Raw genomic sequence first — 19,159 nt, 5'->3', positions numbered from 1 at the left:
CTTTTAGAGATCTCAAACAGTTTCTTAATTCACTGGTTATGATTCTGCCGCGGCCCCCGCCGTTGAAAATAAATAAACTGGGCCACGAATAATGCCAACACAGCCAACAGAAAAATGAGGGAATTAATTCCGACCGGCCGCGTGCCTAACAGAATAAATCCAAAAGTGATCAAGATCATCTCCAGCATGCGGCCACAAAAACCAAGTAATGTTTTAGTCGATGATTTTCTCATAACTAACGACATCCTTCCAAAATTTTATGAGCTTCCACCTACTTGGATAGTTCATTTTATGTACGACATATAGCGTGAAAGCGCTTCATACAAACTATATTTTATCACTTATCGCACCATTGATTAAGGCTTTTCGTTATTTAGAGGGAAATAATCACTATATGTCGTATATATATAGAAGGATTCCTTCATATGCTCAGTTAAACTCAGAATTGTTAATCCGTTTTCTTCTTTTCGATCCGGCGTTCTTTGCGAACTCGGGACCGAATTTCAGCGAAACACATCTCCGCAAATTCGTGGCCATATGCATCCACGATTTCCTGACGCCAATTTGGTGAAGGTTGTTGGGCAGCCATGATCGGTTGCAGCCACTGATTAGTCGGCAGCAGCTTCAACAGGTGGTGCTTGGTAAATTGAGAAAATAGCAGGTTCTTCCCAAAGAAATCAGCCAGCCGATGTTGAAATCGGGGTTCATTAACCGGTACCAACAAATGATTGGCATTATTCCGATCCCCCAACATGAGTTGCGTTGCCATAAAATCCGTTTGCAGATCAAAGCGCTGCGCCTTATGGGCATCTGAAATTTCCGGAGGCATGCGAATAAACCAGATCAACTGGTCCCGTTCCAACGTTTTAAGCAACTGAATCGTCGCTAAATCCGCCGCGGTGAGCGTGAAGCTGGCTTGATCGATCGTCTCCGGAGTCAGTTGCCGCACCAATAATTGCCCCAACTGGTCAAAGTTATGGGTATCCTCCCACAAAATTTCCAACTGTTGCGCGTGCTGAAGCCAAACCTGATGGGTCGCAATTCGCACCGTTATCCAGGTAAAGGGCGCTTTGGCATTCAGCTTCAGCAGCCAATATGAACTAGCCGTTGATCGCGCGAAATTGCGGGCCACTAAAGTCGCTCCGGCGGGTAAATGCTGGGTTACGGTTTCCTCCAGACGCTGGCGATAGGCAGGCGTTGTTGTATATGAAAAATTGGGAATTGACGGTCGAATTTTAGCCATAGTCATGCTTCCTTTACATCCATCGGTTCATTCTTCAGTGCCAGTCTACCATGATCTCAACGAAAAAGCCGGTCCCTTTTATAATGAGGAACCGACTTTAACAATTTTTTGTTTCACGTGAAACGCTTATCGCTGCAACGTCTTAATATTCAAGAAATCGCGAATCTCATCGCTTGGAATCGACTTGATTGCCGGTCCGCCAATTTGGTGTAAGTAGATCAAGTTTAGGTGACCATTACGATTCTTCTTGTCATTCTTAATCTTATCGAAGACCGCGTCATCATCTAATAACGGGGAAGTTAACGGCAGGCCAACCGCATCAAGGCGATCAATCAATTTATCCGTTACTCCTGCCTGAGTTAAGCCCTTCTCTTCAAAAACTCGGGAAATGGCCACCATCCCAATACTGACAGCTTCGCCATGACGCAAATCACCATCCGCGAGGGCTTCCACAGCGTGGCCAATTGTGTGCCCGAAGTTAAGGACCTGACGCAAGCCGCCTTCCTTTTCATCCGCCATTACAACGTCTGCCTTGTACTGAATCGACAACTCACTCAGTTCCTCGGCGTTTTCAATAATATCTTCTGGAGACTGAATCTTCTTAACCAGATCCCAAAGTTGGCCATCAGTTAAGGCTGATTCCTTCACGATTTCGCCGTAGCCTTCAACCAAATCACGGCGATCCAGCGTCTGCAGGGTGTTTGGATCAATAATTACCAAATCAGGTTGGTGGAAGGCGCCAATGATATTCTTGGTCGTGTCCAGGTCAACGGCAGTTTTGCCGCCAACCGAACTGTCCACTTGGGCTAATAGGGAAGTGGGAATTTGAATTAAGCTAATGCCGCGCATGTAGGAAGCGGCCCCAAAGCCGGCCAAATCGCCGGTAACCCCGCCGCCTAACGCAACGACGCCATCGTCTCGGTTAAATCCGTCAGCCGCCATGTCACGCGTCAGATCAGCTAATACGGTTAACGATTTTGACGCTTCGCCAGCTGGAAATTGGTAGTTATGAACGGTAAAGCCAACTGCCTCGAGGGAATCGGCTACCTGTTGCTGGTAGAGCGGCGCAACGTTACTGTCTGAAATCAACGCAATTTTTCGCTGCTGCCAGACACTGGAAACCAGCTGACCGGTGCAATTTAAAATGCCGGTTTCAATTTCAACATTGTAGGAATGATCTGGTAATTTAACTTCAACAATTTTCATAATTCAACCTCACTTTTCTCGTGGACGGGCATATTGAGCGCTTCACGAATGGCGGCAGCTTTCTGGGTCATTTCAAGGTATTCGTTTGGTTTGAGTGCCTGGGCGCCATCGGAGAAGGCGTGGGCCGGGTCGTCGTGAATTTCAACAACCAACCCGCTGGCACCAATAGCTACTCCGGCTAACGCTTCCGGAATCACGAATTCGGTATGACCGGCGGCGTGACTTGGGTCAACGATCACTGGGTAGTGGGTTAACTTCTGCAATACCGGTACAGCACCAAGATCCAGCGTGTTGCGGGTGTACTTGTTATCAAAGGTCCGAATGCCCCGTTCCGTAATGATGATCTGGTGATTGCCACCGGCAGCAATGTACTCAGAGGCGTTTAAGATGTCGTCAATGGTGGCCGACATCCCCCGCTTTAACATCACCGGAATGTTGGTTTTACCAACGGCCTTCAGCAACGAGAAGTTCTGCATGTTCCGAGCCCCAATTTGGAAAATATCGGTGTACTGGGCGATCATATCAACGTGATCCTGATCCATGACCTCAGTTAACACATCCAAATCGTATGCGTCAGCGGCGGCTCGCAAGAATTTCAGACCATCTTCACCCAATCCTTGGAAGGAGTATGGCGAGGTCCGGGGCTTAAATGCGCCGCCTCGCAAAACGGTCGCGCCGCCTTCTTTAGCAACGGCGGCCATTTTCATCACGTGTTCTGCAGATTCAACCGAACACGGGCCAGCCATCATGGTAAAGTTATCGCCACCAATTTGGCTGTGGGCCGTTTCAACAATCGTGTCTTCCGGATGAAAGAGGCGGCTGCCCTGAACGGCTGCCGGTGGGTTATCAATAATTTCGTCCGCTGCGGCCCGTTCCTCTGAGTTAAGGTCGCTTTCATCAATTCCCTGCACGGCCACCCGGTTGTTATGAACGAATACATCGTGGCTGTCGCCAAACCGTCGTTGAAGCTCATCAATAATGTGTGCCTGTCCTGCTTTTACTTTAATAATCATGCTAACATCCTCTTTTCATTATTTTCAAATTATAAAACTGCTATTTTCATAAAATAAAACTCCCGCAGTGTTCAAAACACCGCGGGAGTTTGGTCGTGTTATTTGGAAAGATTCCGATTAAATCGGTCCCGCAGTATTTTGAAAAAATTACTGTGTGACCGTTAATCATGCCGAAAAACTATTGGTCGCACAGGATGCTGTAACGTGCCCGCATCCTGTCCGATACGAACACTACCTGAACCAATAGTAATAAAATCGATTAATTCTGCTAATGCAGCGATTTTCCTTCGTCATGATTAGAATCTCCTTAGAAAAGTTAAATTTTAATTGCTGTAAGCATATAATGATTTATTCGGCTTGTCAACACAAATGATCAAATTCGTAAAATTGTCCCTGTGGTCCGGGATAAAGTTCAGGTTGAAATGGAACTTTGAAAATATGAATTCTTCTATATATGGCGTGGCTTCGGCGATACATGGTGGTAATGTAAAAATCATTTTCGAAAAAAATTAGCATTTTCGACTAAACATTCGGATTTTAAGCTAACCCGAGACTGGATTTACCCCAAAATTTGATAACGAATCATTCTGAAATTCTTGACATTTTATGAGAATTCAACTATTCTGTTAACAATTAAATATTCGTCCTAAATAAACCATTGATGTGGAGATCAAGATTGTTATGCCCGTAAAGAGAGTTGCCGGTGATGAGAATGCAGCCGAACGCAGACAGTTAAATGGACCACAGAGGGTTCTCCTGAAAGCTTGCAAGTATGGAGAAACGTTCAGACATACGTCAGTTGTCGGAAGTGTGTTGGCACTTCGCTAAGGGTGATAAACGGCTGGATCATTGAAAAATGACTGGCTAGTTTGTCAAATTAAGGTGGCACCGCGGAAAATCCGTCCTTAACAAGTCGAGCTTGTTTGGGACGGATTTTTTATGGACTTTTTTGGAGGCTATCATATGACATTCGAACAACTTAAACCATATTTGAACGATTACCCGGCGGTTCCGGTAACCCTGCAGTTTCAAGCGACCGCATTTGACCCGATTGCCGTTACCCAGGCATTTGATAATCCTGATCATCCCTGCTTCCTGCTAACTGGGAAACCCAAGAAAACCGAAGACGGCTATTCATTCATTGGGTTTAACCCGGTCGAATCTTTTACTTATCGTAACGGGGAACTGACAACCACGACGAAAGATGGTCATGTTTCCCGTGAAACAACCGCATTAAAGCCGGTCATTGAAGGCATTCTAACTGCCAATCGCACCCCAAGGCTGCCGGCCATGCCACCATTTCTTGGCGGGCTGGCAGGTTACTTCAGTTACGATTACGCGAAGTATGCCACCACGGCGCAGCTTCCCCAGGTCACCGATCCGATGAACCTAAACGATGCCGATTTGGTTCTGGTCAACCAGGTCATCGCCTATAACCACGCGACGCAAACGGTGACTCTCAGCCAGATTGTGCCAACCCCAAAAGTCGCCGAAAAGTATGATGCAGTTATTGCCAAACTCACTGCCTTAAAGGACCGCGTTCTGGCAGTCACCGGCGAACGGCCATTACCATCATTTTCAATGACGCCACTGAAATTACAATTTTCACTTTCAGAGTTTACTGAAAAGGTTGCTGAAACCAAGCAGCACATCCTTGACGGCGATATCTTTCAACTCATCTTATCGAATCCGCAACACGCCAAAATGACCGGTTCACTGTTTGGGGTCGTGCCGACGTTATTTCGTGAAAGTCCATCCCCATACCAATTCTATTTTCGCCATGGTAATTTCGAAACCATTGGCGCATCCCCTGAGACGTTAATCACCAAACGCGACCGGACCCTATTCACCTACCCCCTTGCCGGTACCCGCCGGCGCGGCAAAGATCAACGGGAGGACGATCAATTCGCAGAAGAACTCACTCACAGCCCCAAAGAACTTTCCGAACATAATATGCTCATCGATCTGGGCCGAAATGATTTGGGCGCCGTCAGTGAATTTGGCTCCGTTAAGGTGACTGCTTATCGTCATTTACTGAAGTTTGCCAACGTCATGCACATGGGATCAGTCGTTGAAAGCCGGGCCAAAAAAGACGTCTCCGCCGTTGACATCATCAACGCCGTTTTGCCCGCGGGCACGCTTTCCGGCGCCCCGAAGATTTCGGCTATGCAGATTATTGGCAAGCTGGAAAACCGCAAACGCGGCGTCTACGGTGGCTGTCTGGGCTACCTGGGATTTGATGGTGATCTTGATCTATGTATCGGCATTCGCCTGGCCTATCGTCAGGACGACAACCTGGTAGTTCATTCTGGTGCGGGGATTGTTGCCGACAGTATCGCCAAGTACGAGTATCAAGAATTTAACAATAAAGCTAGTGCGGTCGTTAACGCGGTAAAGGAAACAGCAGCCAAAGGAGATGTCACTCATGCACTATCTGATTGATAACTATGATAGCTTCACATATAACCTATACCAATTGATCGGTGAAATCAGTTCCGACCCGATTACGGTCATCAAAAACGACGCGATTTCCGTCGCAGAACTGACCAAGCTGAACCCAGAGAGTTTGATTCTGTCACCAGGACCCGGACGGCCGGAAAATGCCGGAAACATGCCTGCCGTCCTCGATGCTTTCTTAGGTAAGGTGCCAATCCTCGGCGTTTGTTTGGGCCATCAGGCAATTGCCCAGGCCTATGGCGCAAAGGTCATCCACGCCCCGCAGTTGATGCATGGCAAGCCTTCTGAAGTCAGAGTAACCGCACCCACCTCATTATTTGCCAACTGCCCAGCGGCCTTTCAAGCGGCTCGTTACCACTCCCTGATCGTGGATCCGCAAACGGTCCCGGATAGTCTAACGGTGACTGCCGAAACCGGCGACCATGAGATTATGGCAGTGGCTGACGAAAGCCAGCACGTGTACGGGGTTCAGTTCCACCCGGAATCCATCATGACTGATCCCAAAGTCGGTGCCCAGATTGTGGCAAACTTCCTGAAAGTTGTGGCCAAACAAAAACAGACAGCCAACAGCGCTGTCTGAACTTTCAATCCAGTTTCAAATTCGATTTAAAAATAAACCCACAGTTGGGACACCGATTAAGCCCATAGTTGATCATCATCGGCCGGTTACACCGCGGACATCGCCCGTGAATCGGCTTTCTGATCTTGAGGGGTTCGGATTTCTTTTCGGGTTGTTTATCAGCCATTTTCAGTTCCTCCGCAGGGGTTAACCCTGAATTTTCTTCAAAAACGCTGCCGGCATGGCGTCAACCAGCCAAACACCACTTTCAGTTGGGTAAAATAAAATGCCAGATTGCGCGGCCCGGCTAGCAGCTACCTCAAAAATAACCGGCTTGGGATCGCGTCGCTGGCCCACCTGAACGGCCATTTTCACGTTGGCAGAGAGGTGAACAAAGTCACGGTCCATTTTCTTGAGGCCCTCGGTTTCAATGAATCGGGCGGCCGCGTGCGTCGTGCCGTGGTACAAGACCTCTGGTGGCATTGTTGGCGGGGTGAGCGGTTTAACAGGGATACTGTGCCCATAAAGCGCCCGAATCATTGTCCCTTCAATCGCATACCGCTGCTTGTCGCTCTGGGCCATAATTTTGCGGATAATTGCTTCGTTAATTGGCGTGCCAAAGTGCCGATTAAAATGCGTGATCAGGTCTGCCAAATTTACCCGGCCGTACTGATCCAAGTGAATGCCGATTTTGTCAGGGTGATGCCGCAAAACAAATGACAAGCGTTTACTTAATCTTGTTAACTGACGATCCAAACTAGCGATCATCTCCCTTAAATAATCTGCTTACTGTTATTATAAAACCGATTTCACGAATTAAACAGTTAAAAGGACGATCCGGAAAATGAATTCTGGATCGTCCTTCTATTTGACCTAAATAAACCATTACAGGCGCATTATCTGCTTATCTCTGGCGCCCGGTGGCTAAAACCCCAATTAAATCCAGCAAAAAATCTGCAGTTGTTTGGGTGGTGTCGGATTGTCGTGGGTTTAATCAGGGATTTGAAACGGAGGGTCTTAAATGAGGCCGCCCAACGTTAATCCACCGGTCCAGTGGCTTGCCCCGTTGGTTGTGTAGACTTTGATGGTGTAGGTTCCGGAACCAACCCACATTGACCCGCTTAACGTTCCACCGTCGGAACTAATGGTTTTAAGAAGCGTGCCGTCTTTATAAATGCGAATTGAAAACGGATTATCACTATCGGCACCGCTATCAGCGCTTGTGTTGACTTTATAGCTCAATTTATTAAGTAACCCGGTGGCAGTGACGGTGGTATTGTAGCCATCATTGGCTGAGGTTGCTGAGCTGCCAGTTTGCCGTGGGGCAACGCTTAATTGATCATTATTTTGATGAGTTGACTGGGCACCGTTCTTTTGATGACGTTGTGCCGTTTGTGGTTGGTCAGGCTTCACATCCGCGTTAGCGACAACCCCCGTGATAAATGTTGGCGCAATTAAAGCAGTTGATGCAGCGACTGTGTACAGTGTTTTTTTCAGATTCAAATTAAAACTCCCTTTCAGATGTTTCGATATTTTTGATAATCCCTAGAATTTGGTACCGGTGTTTCAATTTGGCCTCCCTTCATTTGGAATACCGTTAGAATACCGAAGCCGGCTTAAATAAAGCTTAAGGGTCACCAAAAAAATCATATTTATTTTACGATCCGCCATTAAACGTTTACCGGGTCGATTTTATCGGCGCAAAAAAATATCCGGCATCTCTGCCGGACAGCGTAATCATTTATATTGGAGGAGATCTTGTTAGGGGGGAGATCTCTATCATGAAGAAAGCTTACTGCATCATCGAACAGCTTGCTTAATCAATATTGTTTGGAGGGGAATATTGATTGTGCTTAGAATACACAGACCAGCTTAAACGAGCCTTAAAATAACGCCCTTTTCGAAAAATGACGGTCCCGATGACCCCAGCCACTTTTCTATTTGCCCTAAACATAGTAAAGTCTTAGGTATAGATATTACGTTAAGGAGTCGACTATTGAAAAAAATATATTTTGTTCGCCACGGTCAAACGTTGCTGAATCAGTTCCGCCGTATGCAGGGCTGGGTTGATTCACCACTGACTGAAAAGGGCGAAAAACAAGCCGCAATAACTGGGGAAAAGCTACAGGACGTTCATTTTGATTTGGCCGTGAGTTCCGATATGATGCGGGCAATCCACACCCTTGACATTATCTTGGCCAAGAATAACCGTTCTGCTAACGTGCCCCGTGAAATCCACAAGGACGTTCGGGAGGTCTACTTCGGTTCGTTTGAAGCCATTGACAGCACGATGACCTGGAACATGATTGGCGGGCCACTGGAGCACTTTAAACAGGCCGATTTAATCAAGCAGTATGGCCTGCTTAAGGTTCGGGACTTCATGCACGATGCCGATCCGTTTCACTATGCCGAAACGGCGGATCAACTTGAGAAACGCATTAAACGCGCGGTGGCCACCATCCAAAATCAGTTAGCGGATGATCAGTCAGCCATCGTTGTTTCACATGGAACATACCTGCGAAACCTTGCTACCATTTACTCTAAAAATGGCGAGGTCCGTGAACAGCCTAAAAATGGCAGCCTGATGATTCTTGATGTGACCCGTGAACCCACCGTTGTTTCATATAATCAATAACCCATTACAAAAGCCACCGCGAATCCAGTGAATTCGCGGTGGCTTTTAGTTTAATGATGATTTTAAAAATTCTAATTAGTTCAACTGGCGATCCCAGAAGTAAAACCCAACGGCAACGATTGGCCCAATTAACGCGTAGATTACGAGTAACCCAACGGCCAAGAAGAAGTTGATTTCCGCAACATCATGACCGTTTGCGTTCGCCTTGGCAACCGATCGCGGGTACAAGCCCCGAAACCGCATGAGGTAAATTTGACTAATGAATGATAGGATCAACCAAACTGCGACGAATCCAATTCGCAGTGTGAAACTGCCATCCGGATTTGAACAGTACAGAAAGTAAATGGCGCCGATAATGACGGCCTGCAGGGCAATCCGAATTAAATAGATTGGTTTAAGCATCCCAATTCAACTCCTTTCGTAATCCTCATTTTAATAAAAACGGTAGTCAACCCATGCCCTTGGGGTGCCAAGCATGGATTAACTACCGAATAGGCGGTCAGCTGGGGGTGTCAACAACCGACCAAAGTGAAACTGTCAGAAACCAATTATAAGTTGCTAGGTGACACCCAAGATTCTAGTGATGTGAATTATGCGTTTTGTTCATGGCGCTTTGCAAGATCAGCCTTGATTTGTGGTTCCATCTTCTCGTACTTGAAGTAGAAGCACATGATTGCGGCAACAACCGCGTAGATAATCACTGGCAGGTAGATAAATGTAAAGTGGATTGCGCCCAGTGCGTGCGCGGTTTGGGTCTTGTTAGCAACGAACCCAGCAGCGGCCATGATCTTTGAAGGAATAAATGAACCGAATCCTGAACCAAGTTGGATACAGAAGGCTGAACCAACGGCGGTTAAGAAACCAGGGGCTCGAATCCCGGTCTTCCACTCACCATAATCAACGGTATCGGCTAACATCCCGAATGGCATTGCAATGGCAGTTGAAGCACCGAAGATTCCGATGATCCAAGCGATAATAACAAGGGTAAAGTTGTTACCAACAAAGCCCATCATGATTTGACCAAAGGCACCAATTGCCAAACCAATTAACATAGTCATGGTCTTATTAGTAACCTTAACAATAAATGGAATACACATCGTTGCGATGATCCCAAGAACTTGAAGTCCGTTAAATACAGAAGTTAATTGTTCGTTACCTAAGTTGTACTTAGCATAGTAAACTGAAATTCCGTTACGAGTTGACTGAGCAACCCAGTAAATAACGAAGGCAATAACCAAGATGTACCATGGATTGTTACCAACAGTTGCTTTCAAGGAATCCTTGAAAGGAATTGGCTTTTGAACAGCAATTGTCCGTTCTTTCATCCCTTTGAATGAGAGGAACAAGAGAATAACGGCCAGAACACCAAACAGGAACATTGTCCACATGAAACCAACTTTATCATTACCTTTACCAAAGAAAGCAACTAATGGTAAAGCAAACGTACTTGTGATAAATGATCCGATGGACCCACCACACATCCGGAAGGTGTTGGCGTTGATCCGTTCCTGACCATTAGTGGTTAAACTAGGAAGAATAGCAGTAATCGGTGTTTGAATACCAGTATAAACAACCCCGGCAGCCAAGATGTAAGTGAACCCGGCATACCATAACTTAGCGGTACCGTGAAGATTTGGTGCGGTAAATGCTAAGAATGTCGCAACAGCAAACGGAATGGCCAGCCATAAGAAGTATGGTCGACTTTGACCCCATTTAGTGTGCGTGTGGTCAACGATTGAGCCCCAAACTGGTGCACTAACGGCATCGAAGAAACGGGCAACCAGCAAGATTAAACCAGCACCACCAACTGAAATACTGAACACATCAGTATAGAAATAAAGAATATAACTTGAAATCGTAACGTATAGCAAGTTCCCAGCCATATCAGTGAAGGAATAAGCTGTTTTTTCCCAAACTGATAGTTTGACATTCGCACTATCGGTGTTCGAACCTGCTGTATTAACAGCATTTTTTTCCATTGTAGAAATCTCCTATCTTAATTTAGACTTGATGAACCCCATTCATGAAACATCTCTCACCTCCTTAAAGGTATCTATTCGATTTATTCAAACTGCCCATTTTCGCGGTAATACTTCACCGCTTTCGTGTTTGATTTGAGAACGGTTTGATTCGTTAAGTCAATGTACTCATTGATATAAGGGGCAAAGCTTTCAACCTGGTAACTGGATTTCGTTAATTTGGAAATTCGGCCGTTGATTGCTTTAAGATCACCCTGCTTATCCTGGTAGACGTAGGTCTTCTGCCCAAATCCATTCAGGTAGGCAACCAGTTCCTCGCCCATATCCCAGTCATCTTCACCGGTGTACCCATCCGGAAACAGGCGGGCGAAGATGCCGCCATCAGAAGCAAAGATCGATTGGCCAAAACGGTTCCGGGAAAGGTCCGGCCGGTTTAAGTTTGGTCCGGCAATGCTGTACGTCGATGCGGCTTCTCCTGGTTTAAGCATCCGATCAGTCGCCGTGGCGTTGGAATCGTACATATAGAGCACCGCCCCAGTCGCCCGATAAGCCGCTTCAATCAGCTCTGGGTCATAGAGACACTCACCGGCAATTTGAGCAGCAGCGGCAGTGACACCGCCCCACAACGCGTGAATCATGTAGGACAAGGCTTCCCACCAACGATCAGGACTTTGGGAACGGAAATCATTACTGAAGCCAATGTTGGCCTTTAATAACTCCCCATAGGTTCTCGCCGCGGCGATGTTACCAGTAAGGGCAAGCGCCCCAGTGGCGGGACCAAAGCCGGCGTTGTCAAAGAAGTGTTCAGTCATTGCGGCTGCGAGCGTATCGCTTTGAGCGGCAACCCGATCAGTCGCGGTTTTCCATGACTTGGAAATTTCGCCGTACTCCTTATCCAGGCCGTTCTTTTTCAAGTCAGCCAACAAATCTTCAATGTAGAGGAAGTAAGTCCCAAGCATTTGGGCCTCGGTCTTTGCCCGTTCATTATCATGAAGATCAGGGTTGACCCGAACATCAAAGATTTGTGCCGCCCACGACAGGTAGTCCTTTGGCGTGTGAAGCTTTAAGCTATCAGCTGGGCATTGGGAGAGCAGGTAGAACATATGCGCAATGTACTCCAGATCCATTACCCGGTAGAAATCACCGTACAGTTTTCGAGGTTTCTTGAAGTCACCGTCAACGAACCATTTTGGTCGAACATAGTTAACGGCACTTTCCTCAACTTGAGCAATCTCCTCATCTGCGTCGCTAATTGAGTGATCCAGCAGGCATTCCTGGAGAATGAAAGTCATCTTCCCGATGGATTCACCCTGGTTGGAAACGGGGCCGAAACTGTATGGCACCTTTCCGGACTTGCCAGCGTATGAATGATGGGAAATGTAAGCTGAACGGTTTTCCAGCAGTTCATTAATCGAACTCATGACGTTGAAGACGCCCATATCACTGGTTCCATCGCCAAACTCCAGAACCACCCGATGCTCACCTAAGCCGGACGGGCGGTAGACTAAGCGACCATCCTTGAACTGATCGGTTAAGTCATCACTCACAAGTTTGTGATTTGCATGATAATTAACCGTTACCCGTTTAAGCGTTTGATTCTTTGCCAGCGTGACATTAAAGATTTGATCCGAACCTTGAGAAATCATTGGTTCAAAGGAGAACCGCGGATGGCCAAGCGCTAATCCCTTTTGATAGAAATCAGCTTGATCACTGAACGGTTCGAGAACAAAGCCCCAGGTCCTGGTTTGGCCAGGCGCAACCGTTAGTTTTTCTTGAGAATAAATCCAGTCATGATGCGGCCGTTTATCATCCTCATAGCCACCTGCCAAAACGATTTCATGAAACAGCATGCCATCCAGCGATGGTGACACATTTTCGAAGAACCGGTTCGTATACTCATTGAATGTGCCGACTGAGAGCACCTTGCCCGCTGTCTGGTAAACGCCCATATTAGGCGCGGTGTTGTCCCGGCGAACGGCCGCTAACTTAGTGTAGTTATTGGAAATTTGTGGGAACACGGCAACTGATTGATTGGCATTTCGGTGAACGTCCTTATCACGAAACATCACGTAAGCCAGGCTCAGCCAAAGACCGAGGCTGTCGATACTAACATCTTCGGAACCGCCGTTTTCGATTGAAAACTGCCAGTCCAAGCGGTCATTCTTAACCTGATAGTGCTGCGTAATATTCAATCCATTAACGTGGAATGTGACCGTGCTGCCGTCTGCCTGACTGACAACGTCTGGTTCCTGGTCAATACTGCGATACTTTTTACCACTGACGGTGATGTTAAATTCACCAAACAGTTTGTCATTATCTTGATAATTAAGTGATGCCAGATAATCTGGATCGATCACCCAATTCATATTACTTTTATCATTTTTAAGTTGAAGCTTTGTGATTGCCCCCCGATGATTCTGTTGGATTGTTAAATAATCCGACTCCATTTAAAAACCTCCTGTAGCGTGTGATTGGCAGGGATGCCATCACGCCTAAACCATTTAAATTACTTTGTTGCAACCATCGTTTCAATCTTGTCAATGTCGGCAACGTCAAAGTTTAAGCTTTCGTAATCCAGCGGCTCAATCTTGATGTTGAGCTTGTCGCGGCCCTTCGTGACTGATTGTGGCAATGGGTAAATATAGTAGGAATCTTCAGGCCATTCTTCCTTGGTCATTGTCTGGGTGAAGAGCACTTGGTCATCGTCTTCAATTTGGAAACTGTAGATGTCATCATCCAGTGCTGAATAGGTAATCTTCAAGTAGTTCTTCTTATCAGGGTCAACTGCCAACGTCCACTGGTGACCGAATTGCGCGCCATCATTTTGAGTATCAATGGTTTTTGCAACTGGTTCTTCAGGTACCTTGACGAAGACGTTGTAAGGCGTTTCACCAGGGATTTCAGGCAATGACTTGAAGATGATGTCGGAGCCCTTCAAACGGAATTGGTTTTTGCCCTCGACCTTTTCAAGATCGTTCAGGTATTCCTTGGCTGAAACGGTTGAAGCTGGCAAATCAGCCTTTTGAGCGGCTAATAAGATTGGGCCGTAATAGATGGCAATCCGGTTAAACCGATCGGCTAATACTTGGTAACGAAGTTGGAAATCAAAGTTAATCGTGATTTCTGACTTCTTCGACCAATTACGCTTGATGGCAACAAACCCATTTTCAGGTTGAACCTTAACGGCCTTCCCATCTACGGTAATTGTCGTTTCGGCTGACCACTTTGGTACGCGGACATAAATAGTGAAGTCCTTTGGCTGCTCAGTTTCCACGGTGATGTGAGCAAAGTGCTGGTCAGGATAGTGCGCATCCTGGGTAACCTTAACGCCCTGATCCTTTAAGTTCAGGATTGAATCGAAGTACTGGGCAACGTAGATGTCATCGTTATCCTGGTAGTAAATCCCGTCTACCAAGGTTGAGTGCCGTTCGGTACCGCTTCCGACACAGCACCAGAAACCGCCGCGATCGTAATGTTTTACTGAGTTGGGCGCAACGCTTAAGTTGTACAGGTATTCAGCAATTGCGCTGTCGTTATTTTGTTGAGCCATGATCGCGTTGATAAACCGGATTTCGTAATCGTTCATCAAAACGGGATCCTTTGTATCAGCAAACAATTCAGAACTCAAGTAGTTCAAATCATGACTGCAGCAGCTTTCGCCATTGAGTTTTGATAAATGTTTGAAGAACATTTCCGGATAATCATAAAGTTCCGAACCATAATCAGCGGGCGCTGGGTATGCGGAGCGGCCTGAAATGCCCTTTGTAGGTAATTCATGGCCGGTGTGCATCCAGTCCATGTAATTTTCAACGCCTTTTTTATACTGATCATCGCCAGTGACGTGATAGTATTCCAGCATCCCTTCAGCACATACCAACTCGGTGTTTGAATGCATTGAGTAGTAGCCCAACTTATCCTGATTATTAATCAGCATGTCACGGAACCACTTACGATCGAACTTCTCAGCTAAATCAAAGACATCCTGTTCTTTCTTTCCGGTCAGTTCATATAACCGTAGGAGGGTTCGATGCATTGCGCCAAATTCTTGATGGAAAATGTACTGGCCAGATCCTTGGTACCAGCGGGTGTCCAGCATTGCTGAAATCCGTTCCGGTGTCAGCTTTGCCATGCGCTTTTCAACGTAACTGGTTAGATTTTTAACGAGTTGCAAGGCTGTTTGATTGCCGGTGTATTGATAAGCATCCATCAGGCCGTCCATCAACTTTTGAATCGCATAGTATGGAACGTAATGGTTACCGTTAAATCGTAATTTTTCAAGATTATCAAACCGCTTTTCAGGTTCTGCGGCTAGATAGCCTGGGAATTCGGAAGTTTCACTAAGCTTGTCCTGAACTTCCTTTAAACCGGTTACAATTAGATCCACTCTGTTTTTCAACTCAACTGCTTGAGGATCCTTCTCGTCCGTATTGGTTAATTCAACGAATGTTTTGGAAGCGCCAGATAAGTAATGACCCGTGAAGTGACCTCTAAAGAAGAAGTCAGGTGACTCCCACACAGTCAATGGTGTGGTGCCCTTCGTGTCAAGACCCGCATTTTTCCGGTAGTTGTATAGTAATTGATCTGGTGTCAGTGACAGCATCCAATTAATATTGCGCTCAAACTTTTCTTTTAAAGTTGAATTTGGTAAGTATTCAACGTTGTAGTATGATACCGGTTTCATAATATTTAACATCCTTCCTCAATTTCCTGTCGGTCACTTGGTTATCGATGAATCATCTTGCAACCGCTTACGTTTATAAGAATACCGTAAATATAAAATATTAAAATCTACTATCTATCAAAGATTTTATAAAATACCACAGAGATTATTAATATGGACAAAACGGCTGAAATAAGGTATAACCATGGTATCAGGGATGATTTATTAAATTGTCCAAGAATTTATAATATTTTATCAGTCTTTATAAAGTCGCTCAGATAACTTTTTATATTATTTAACAGGCGTTTTATATTAATTTATAAGCGCTTACATTAAAAAAGCCATTTAGGAGGTCAATTCAATGGCAGATCAGTACCTATCAATTTCATGTTTACCCTTGCCAACCTACGTTCAAAGTGGACATGTCATTTTTAATCCGGGCGAACGCCACCCGAATCGGAATAATTTTCAATTTTTTGTGATGATATTTATGGTTCGTGGAAAACTCTATATTGCTGAAGATGACATTAAATACACCGTTGTTCCTGGTGAAATGTTTATTCTGCAGCCAAAGCACCACCACTACTCTTGGAAACCGATGGACGAAACTACCGAATATTACTGGATTCATTTTGCCGTGATTAGCGATTACGTCCAATCTAAGGAACCAAAGCAGTTGCGTTCCATTATCCAGGTTCCTTCACTGCACTACTACACACCAGACATGACACTGTTTTTAAAAAAACACACCCCCATCTCGGATACGGACGCGCTGTTGCCAATCATCAAGAAGATCTTTCAAAACAGCGCTGCGCAAAACGCCGTTGGATTCTGGCAGGCTCAGCAGCTCTTTATTGACCTTTTGCAGCAGGTTCAGGTTCAAAGCCCAGCTAAGACGTCAACATCAATTCTGGCCAGTCGAGTGCAACGCTATTTGCGCGACCATTACGATGAGAAGATTACCAATGAAGACCTGGGAAAAATCTTCCACGTGCATCCTAACTCAGTGGCAGTTAGTATGAAGAAAACGTTTGGGATCACGCCAAACCAGTTTTTGACAAAGTACCGGCTGGAAGAAGCGGTGAAACGCTTGCTGATTACGTCTGAGCAGATTACGAAAATCGCCGCGGATGTTGGCTACCAAAACGTTTACTATTTCTCAATGAGCTTCAAGAAATACTACGGGGTCTCACCGCTCACCTATCGGAAACACTACAATAATGTTTGAAAAATAACGCCCATGAAGAAAGTTCTCAGTACGGGACTTCAAATCACAAAAAAACGCTGAATTCACCAAGATCAAAATCCTGCTGAATTCAGCGTTAGTTATTATTATTTTAAAGTTATTCAAATCCCAAGTCGTTCACGTTATGCCGCTTGGCCTTATCGGTTCCCCATGGGAACGTCTTGGCCACGCCGGTAATCTTCTTCTTTGGCACAAATCCCCAGTATCGGCCATCGTTTGAAACCGATCGGTGATCACCTAACACAAAGTAATTGCCTTTAGGGACCTTAACGGAATTGGGATGCTTAGCCCAGCTCTTGGAAAGGGTCTGCAGATCCCAGTTTCCGGTACCGGTTGTCCGTTGATACTTACTAATGAAACTTTGGTTGATCTTCTTGCCGTTCACGTAAACGTTGCCGTCGCTACTGGAAACGGTGTCGCCGGGAAGGCCGATCACCCGCTTAACATAATCGGTATTGGGGGTTGTGGCGCTGGGATCTTCGCCGTGAGCGTCAAAGACAATCACGCTGAGATGTTTAATCTTGGCATGGCGCCAAACAAATAGTCGTTCGTTATTTACTAAATTCGGTTCCATTGAAGGCCCATCCACTCGCGCGACCGTCACAACCGTCGCCTTAATGAGCAGGGCAAGTGCCAGTCCAATTGCGACCGGAATGACAATCCCTAAGAATCCTTTGATAAATTTCATGTACGTGCTCCTTTATGGACTTTCAACACAAAGTCCCAGTGTTTTTAATGGTTCATGAAAAACGTTGATAGATCGTTGATACAAACGAATTTAATTTTATCATATTTTATCTTCAAGACAACTTTTAAATGCATAATTAACATAACTATAATTAATTTGCGATTATAGCGGTAAACCGGTATCATAATTTGGTGACTTAACGAATTAGAAACGGGTGATTGAATGGCTGCAAACGTCAGTTTAGGCAAACGGGCCTGGCTGGTCTTTATTTTAGGAACAATTAGCGCCACCGGACCGCTGTCTATCGACCTATACCTACCGGCGTTACCGCAAATGACCCAGAGCCTGCATACCCCAGCATCCCTGGTTCAGCTGAGCCTGAGTGCCTGCTTGATCGGCTTGGCGGTGGGCCAGTTAATTTCTGGTCCTCTGAGCGATAAATACGGTCGGAAACTGCCCTTAATGATCGGGTTTATCGCCTTCGCACTGGTTTCGTTACTCATCGCAGCAACGCACTCAGTTTATTTTCTGATTGGTTTGCGATTTGTCCAGGGATTGGCCGGTGCCAGCGGGCAGGTCCTCTCCCGGGCCATTGCGTCGGACCTCTTTTCCGGTCCGCTACTGACGCGATTTTATTCGCTGCTGTCAGCAGTTAACGGCATCTTTCCTGTCGTCTCGCCGGTCATTGGCGGCTACATCATTCAATACGTCGCTTGGCAGGGCGTCTTTATTCTCCTAGCAGTCATTGGCTGCTTGGTGGCCCTTGCAATTTGGTTAGGCGTGAAAGAGACACTCCCGGCGGCTAAACGAATTGCCGGCAACCCGATCAACTCAGTCTGGGAAATGCTGGGGCTGTTGAAGAACGGCAAATTTGTGAAACTGGTGATTGGCAGTGGCCTGATCTATGGTGGACTTTTCAGTTATATTTCAGCATCGTCATTTGTCTTCCAAAACTACTTTCATATGAGTGTCTCAAGCTTTGGTTTTTTGTACGCGGTTAACGGGATTGGGATTGCCATCGGGTCAGCCGTTCCTGGCATTTTAGCAACCAAAGTCTCTGAAACCCGCCAAATCCACGTCGTGCTCACAACCACTTTACTATCAGCCCTCGCACTAACGATTAGCTGGTTTGTCTTTAATAACCTCATCACCGCCATCGGTTTGGTGCTTCTCATCGTCCTGCAGTTTGGCATGCTGTTTACCCTGACAACCTCAGTCATCATGAACTTATCGATGAAAAACAGCGGCGGAATTTCCGCGTTACTGGGACTTTCTCAAAATGCCATCGGCGGGGTCATGTCGCCACTGGTTGGCATTATGGGATCGCAAACTTATCTGCCAATGGCGGTTTCAATTACTGTCTGCATTGGGATTAGCCTTTGGTTGTTCACGCAAATTAAACCATCACCATCAACTTAATCGAAACGAGTCAAAAAGGGAGGTTAACGCCTGGGCATCACTGCTCAGACCGTT

The 19,159-nt window shown here is 46.0% G+C and carries 17 protein-coding genes; 5 read left to right on the top strand and 12 right to left on the bottom strand.

From position 1 onward, the window contains the following. Positions 1-29: 29 nt before the first annotated feature. The 4 genes from FD47_RS03150 to aroF all read right to left on the bottom strand — a co-directional run bounded on the left by FD47_RS03150 (position 30) and on the right by aroF (position 3,462). Positions 30-233, bottom strand: coding sequence for a hypothetical protein (locus FD47_RS03150; protein WP_040537859.1), 204 nt, complete (start codon positions 231-233; stop codon positions 30-32). Between the two features lie 215 nt (positions 234-448). Further along, positions 449-1,243: a hypothetical protein gene (locus FD47_RS03145; protein WP_318531416.1), complete on the bottom strand. Its 795-nt coding sequence runs from the start codon at positions 1,241-1,243 to the stop codon at positions 449-451. Between the two features lie 126 nt (positions 1,244-1,369). After that, complete coding sequence (gene aroB / locus FD47_RS03140; RefSeq protein WP_056980035.1) at positions 1,370-2,449, bottom strand: 3-dehydroquinate synthase; 1,080 nt, start codon at positions 2,447-2,449, stop codon at positions 1,370-1,372. Then, on the bottom strand, positions 2,446-3,462 hold the full coding sequence (gene aroF / locus FD47_RS03135; protein WP_054732844.1) for a 3-deoxy-7-phosphoheptulonate synthase: 1,017 nt from the start codon (positions 3,460-3,462) through the stop codon (positions 2,446-2,448). Before aroF ends, aroB begins: the two co-directional genes overlap by 4 nt. Positions 3,463-4,425: 963 nt before the next feature. Here aroF and FD47_RS03130 point away from each other — a divergent pair. Beyond that, complete coding sequence (locus FD47_RS03130; protein WP_056980034.1) at positions 4,426-5,904, top strand: anthranilate synthase component I family protein; 1,479 nt, start codon at positions 4,426-4,428, stop codon at positions 5,902-5,904. After that, entirely contained in the window at positions 5,888-6,499 is a 612-nt protein-coding gene (locus tag FD47_RS03125; RefSeq protein WP_056980033.1) for an anthranilate synthase component II, read from the top strand. The genes FD47_RS03130 and FD47_RS03125 overlap by 17 nt, the downstream gene beginning before the upstream one ends. 4 nt (positions 6,500-6,503) lie before the next feature. Here the strand turns inward: FD47_RS03125 and FD47_RS03120 are convergent, their stop codons facing one another. From FD47_RS03120 to FD47_RS03110, 3 genes are all read right to left on the bottom strand, one after another. After that, on the bottom strand, positions 6,504-6,665 hold the full coding sequence (locus tag FD47_RS03120) for a hypothetical protein (RefSeq protein WP_008213453.1): 162 nt from the start codon (positions 6,663-6,665) through the stop codon (positions 6,504-6,506). Between the two features lie 20 nt (positions 6,666-6,685). Continuing rightward, a complete protein-coding gene (locus tag FD47_RS03115) occupies positions 6,686-7,234 on the bottom strand; it encodes an RNA 2'-phosphotransferase (RefSeq protein ID WP_171035014.1) in 549 nt (182 codons plus the stop codon). A gap of 261 nt (positions 7,235-7,495) precedes the next feature. After that, entirely contained in the window at positions 7,496-7,981 is a 486-nt protein-coding gene (locus FD47_RS03110) for a hypothetical protein (protein WP_056980032.1), read from the bottom strand. 493 nt (positions 7,982-8,474) lie between these two features. Between FD47_RS03110 and FD47_RS03105 the strand changes: the two genes are divergently transcribed. Next, positions 8,475-9,113, top strand: a complete 639-nt coding sequence (locus FD47_RS03105) for a histidine phosphatase family protein (protein WP_082402581.1) — start codon at positions 8,475-8,477, stop codon at positions 9,111-9,113. A gap of 75 nt (positions 9,114-9,188) precedes the next feature. Here the strand turns inward: FD47_RS03105 and FD47_RS03100 are convergent, their stop codons facing one another. The 4 genes from FD47_RS03100 to FD47_RS03085 form a co-directional block, all read right to left on the bottom strand. Next, positions 9,189-9,515, bottom strand: a complete 327-nt coding sequence (locus FD47_RS03100; RefSeq protein WP_008213446.1) for a hypothetical protein — start codon at positions 9,513-9,515, stop codon at positions 9,189-9,191. Positions 9,516-9,703: 188 nt separating this feature from the next. Further along, positions 9,704-11,092, bottom strand: a complete 1,389-nt coding sequence (locus tag FD47_RS03095; RefSeq protein ID WP_054732850.1) for a glycoside-pentoside-hexuronide (GPH):cation symporter — start codon at positions 11,090-11,092, stop codon at positions 9,704-9,706. An 83-nt stretch (positions 11,093-11,175) separates the two neighbouring features. Next, positions 11,176-13,539, bottom strand: a complete 2,364-nt coding sequence (locus FD47_RS03090; RefSeq protein ID WP_054732853.1) for a DUF5695 domain-containing protein — start codon at positions 13,537-13,539, stop codon at positions 11,176-11,178. Between the two features lie 59 nt (positions 13,540-13,598). Further along, positions 13,599-15,773 (bottom strand): beta-L-arabinofuranosidase domain-containing protein, encoded by a 2,175-nt coding sequence (locus tag FD47_RS03085; RefSeq protein WP_225352737.1) that lies wholly within the window; start codon positions 15,771-15,773, stop codon positions 13,599-13,601. A 340-nt stretch (positions 15,774-16,113) separates the two neighbouring features. Between FD47_RS03085 and FD47_RS03080 the strand changes: the two genes are divergently transcribed. Further along, positions 16,114-16,980 (top strand): helix-turn-helix transcriptional regulator, encoded by an 867-nt coding sequence (locus tag FD47_RS03080; RefSeq protein WP_056980031.1) that lies wholly within the window; start codon positions 16,114-16,116, stop codon positions 16,978-16,980. Between the two features lie 115 nt (positions 16,981-17,095). On the opposite strand, the gene lepB is transcribed toward FD47_RS03080, so the two are convergent. Then, positions 17,096-17,686, bottom strand: a complete 591-nt coding sequence (gene lepB, locus FD47_RS03075) for a signal peptidase I (protein WP_008213440.1) — start codon at positions 17,684-17,686, stop codon at positions 17,096-17,098. Positions 17,687-17,908: 222 nt separating this feature from the next. Between lepB and FD47_RS03070 the strand changes: the two genes are divergently transcribed. After that, positions 17,909-19,105 carry a multidrug effflux MFS transporter gene (locus FD47_RS03070; protein ID WP_056980030.1) on the top strand — a complete coding sequence of 399 codons (1,197 nt, stop codon included), beginning with the start codon at positions 17,909-17,911 and terminating at the stop codon, positions 19,103-19,105. Positions 19,106-19,159: the final 54 nt, after the last annotated feature.

The organism is Lentilactobacillus parafarraginis DSM 18390 = JCM 14109 (genome assembly GCF_001435895.1).
GTDB lineage: Bacteria > Bacillota > Bacilli > Lactobacillales > Lactobacillaceae > Lentilactobacillus > Lentilactobacillus parafarraginis.
This window is presented reverse-complemented; position numbering and strand designations above follow the sequence as displayed.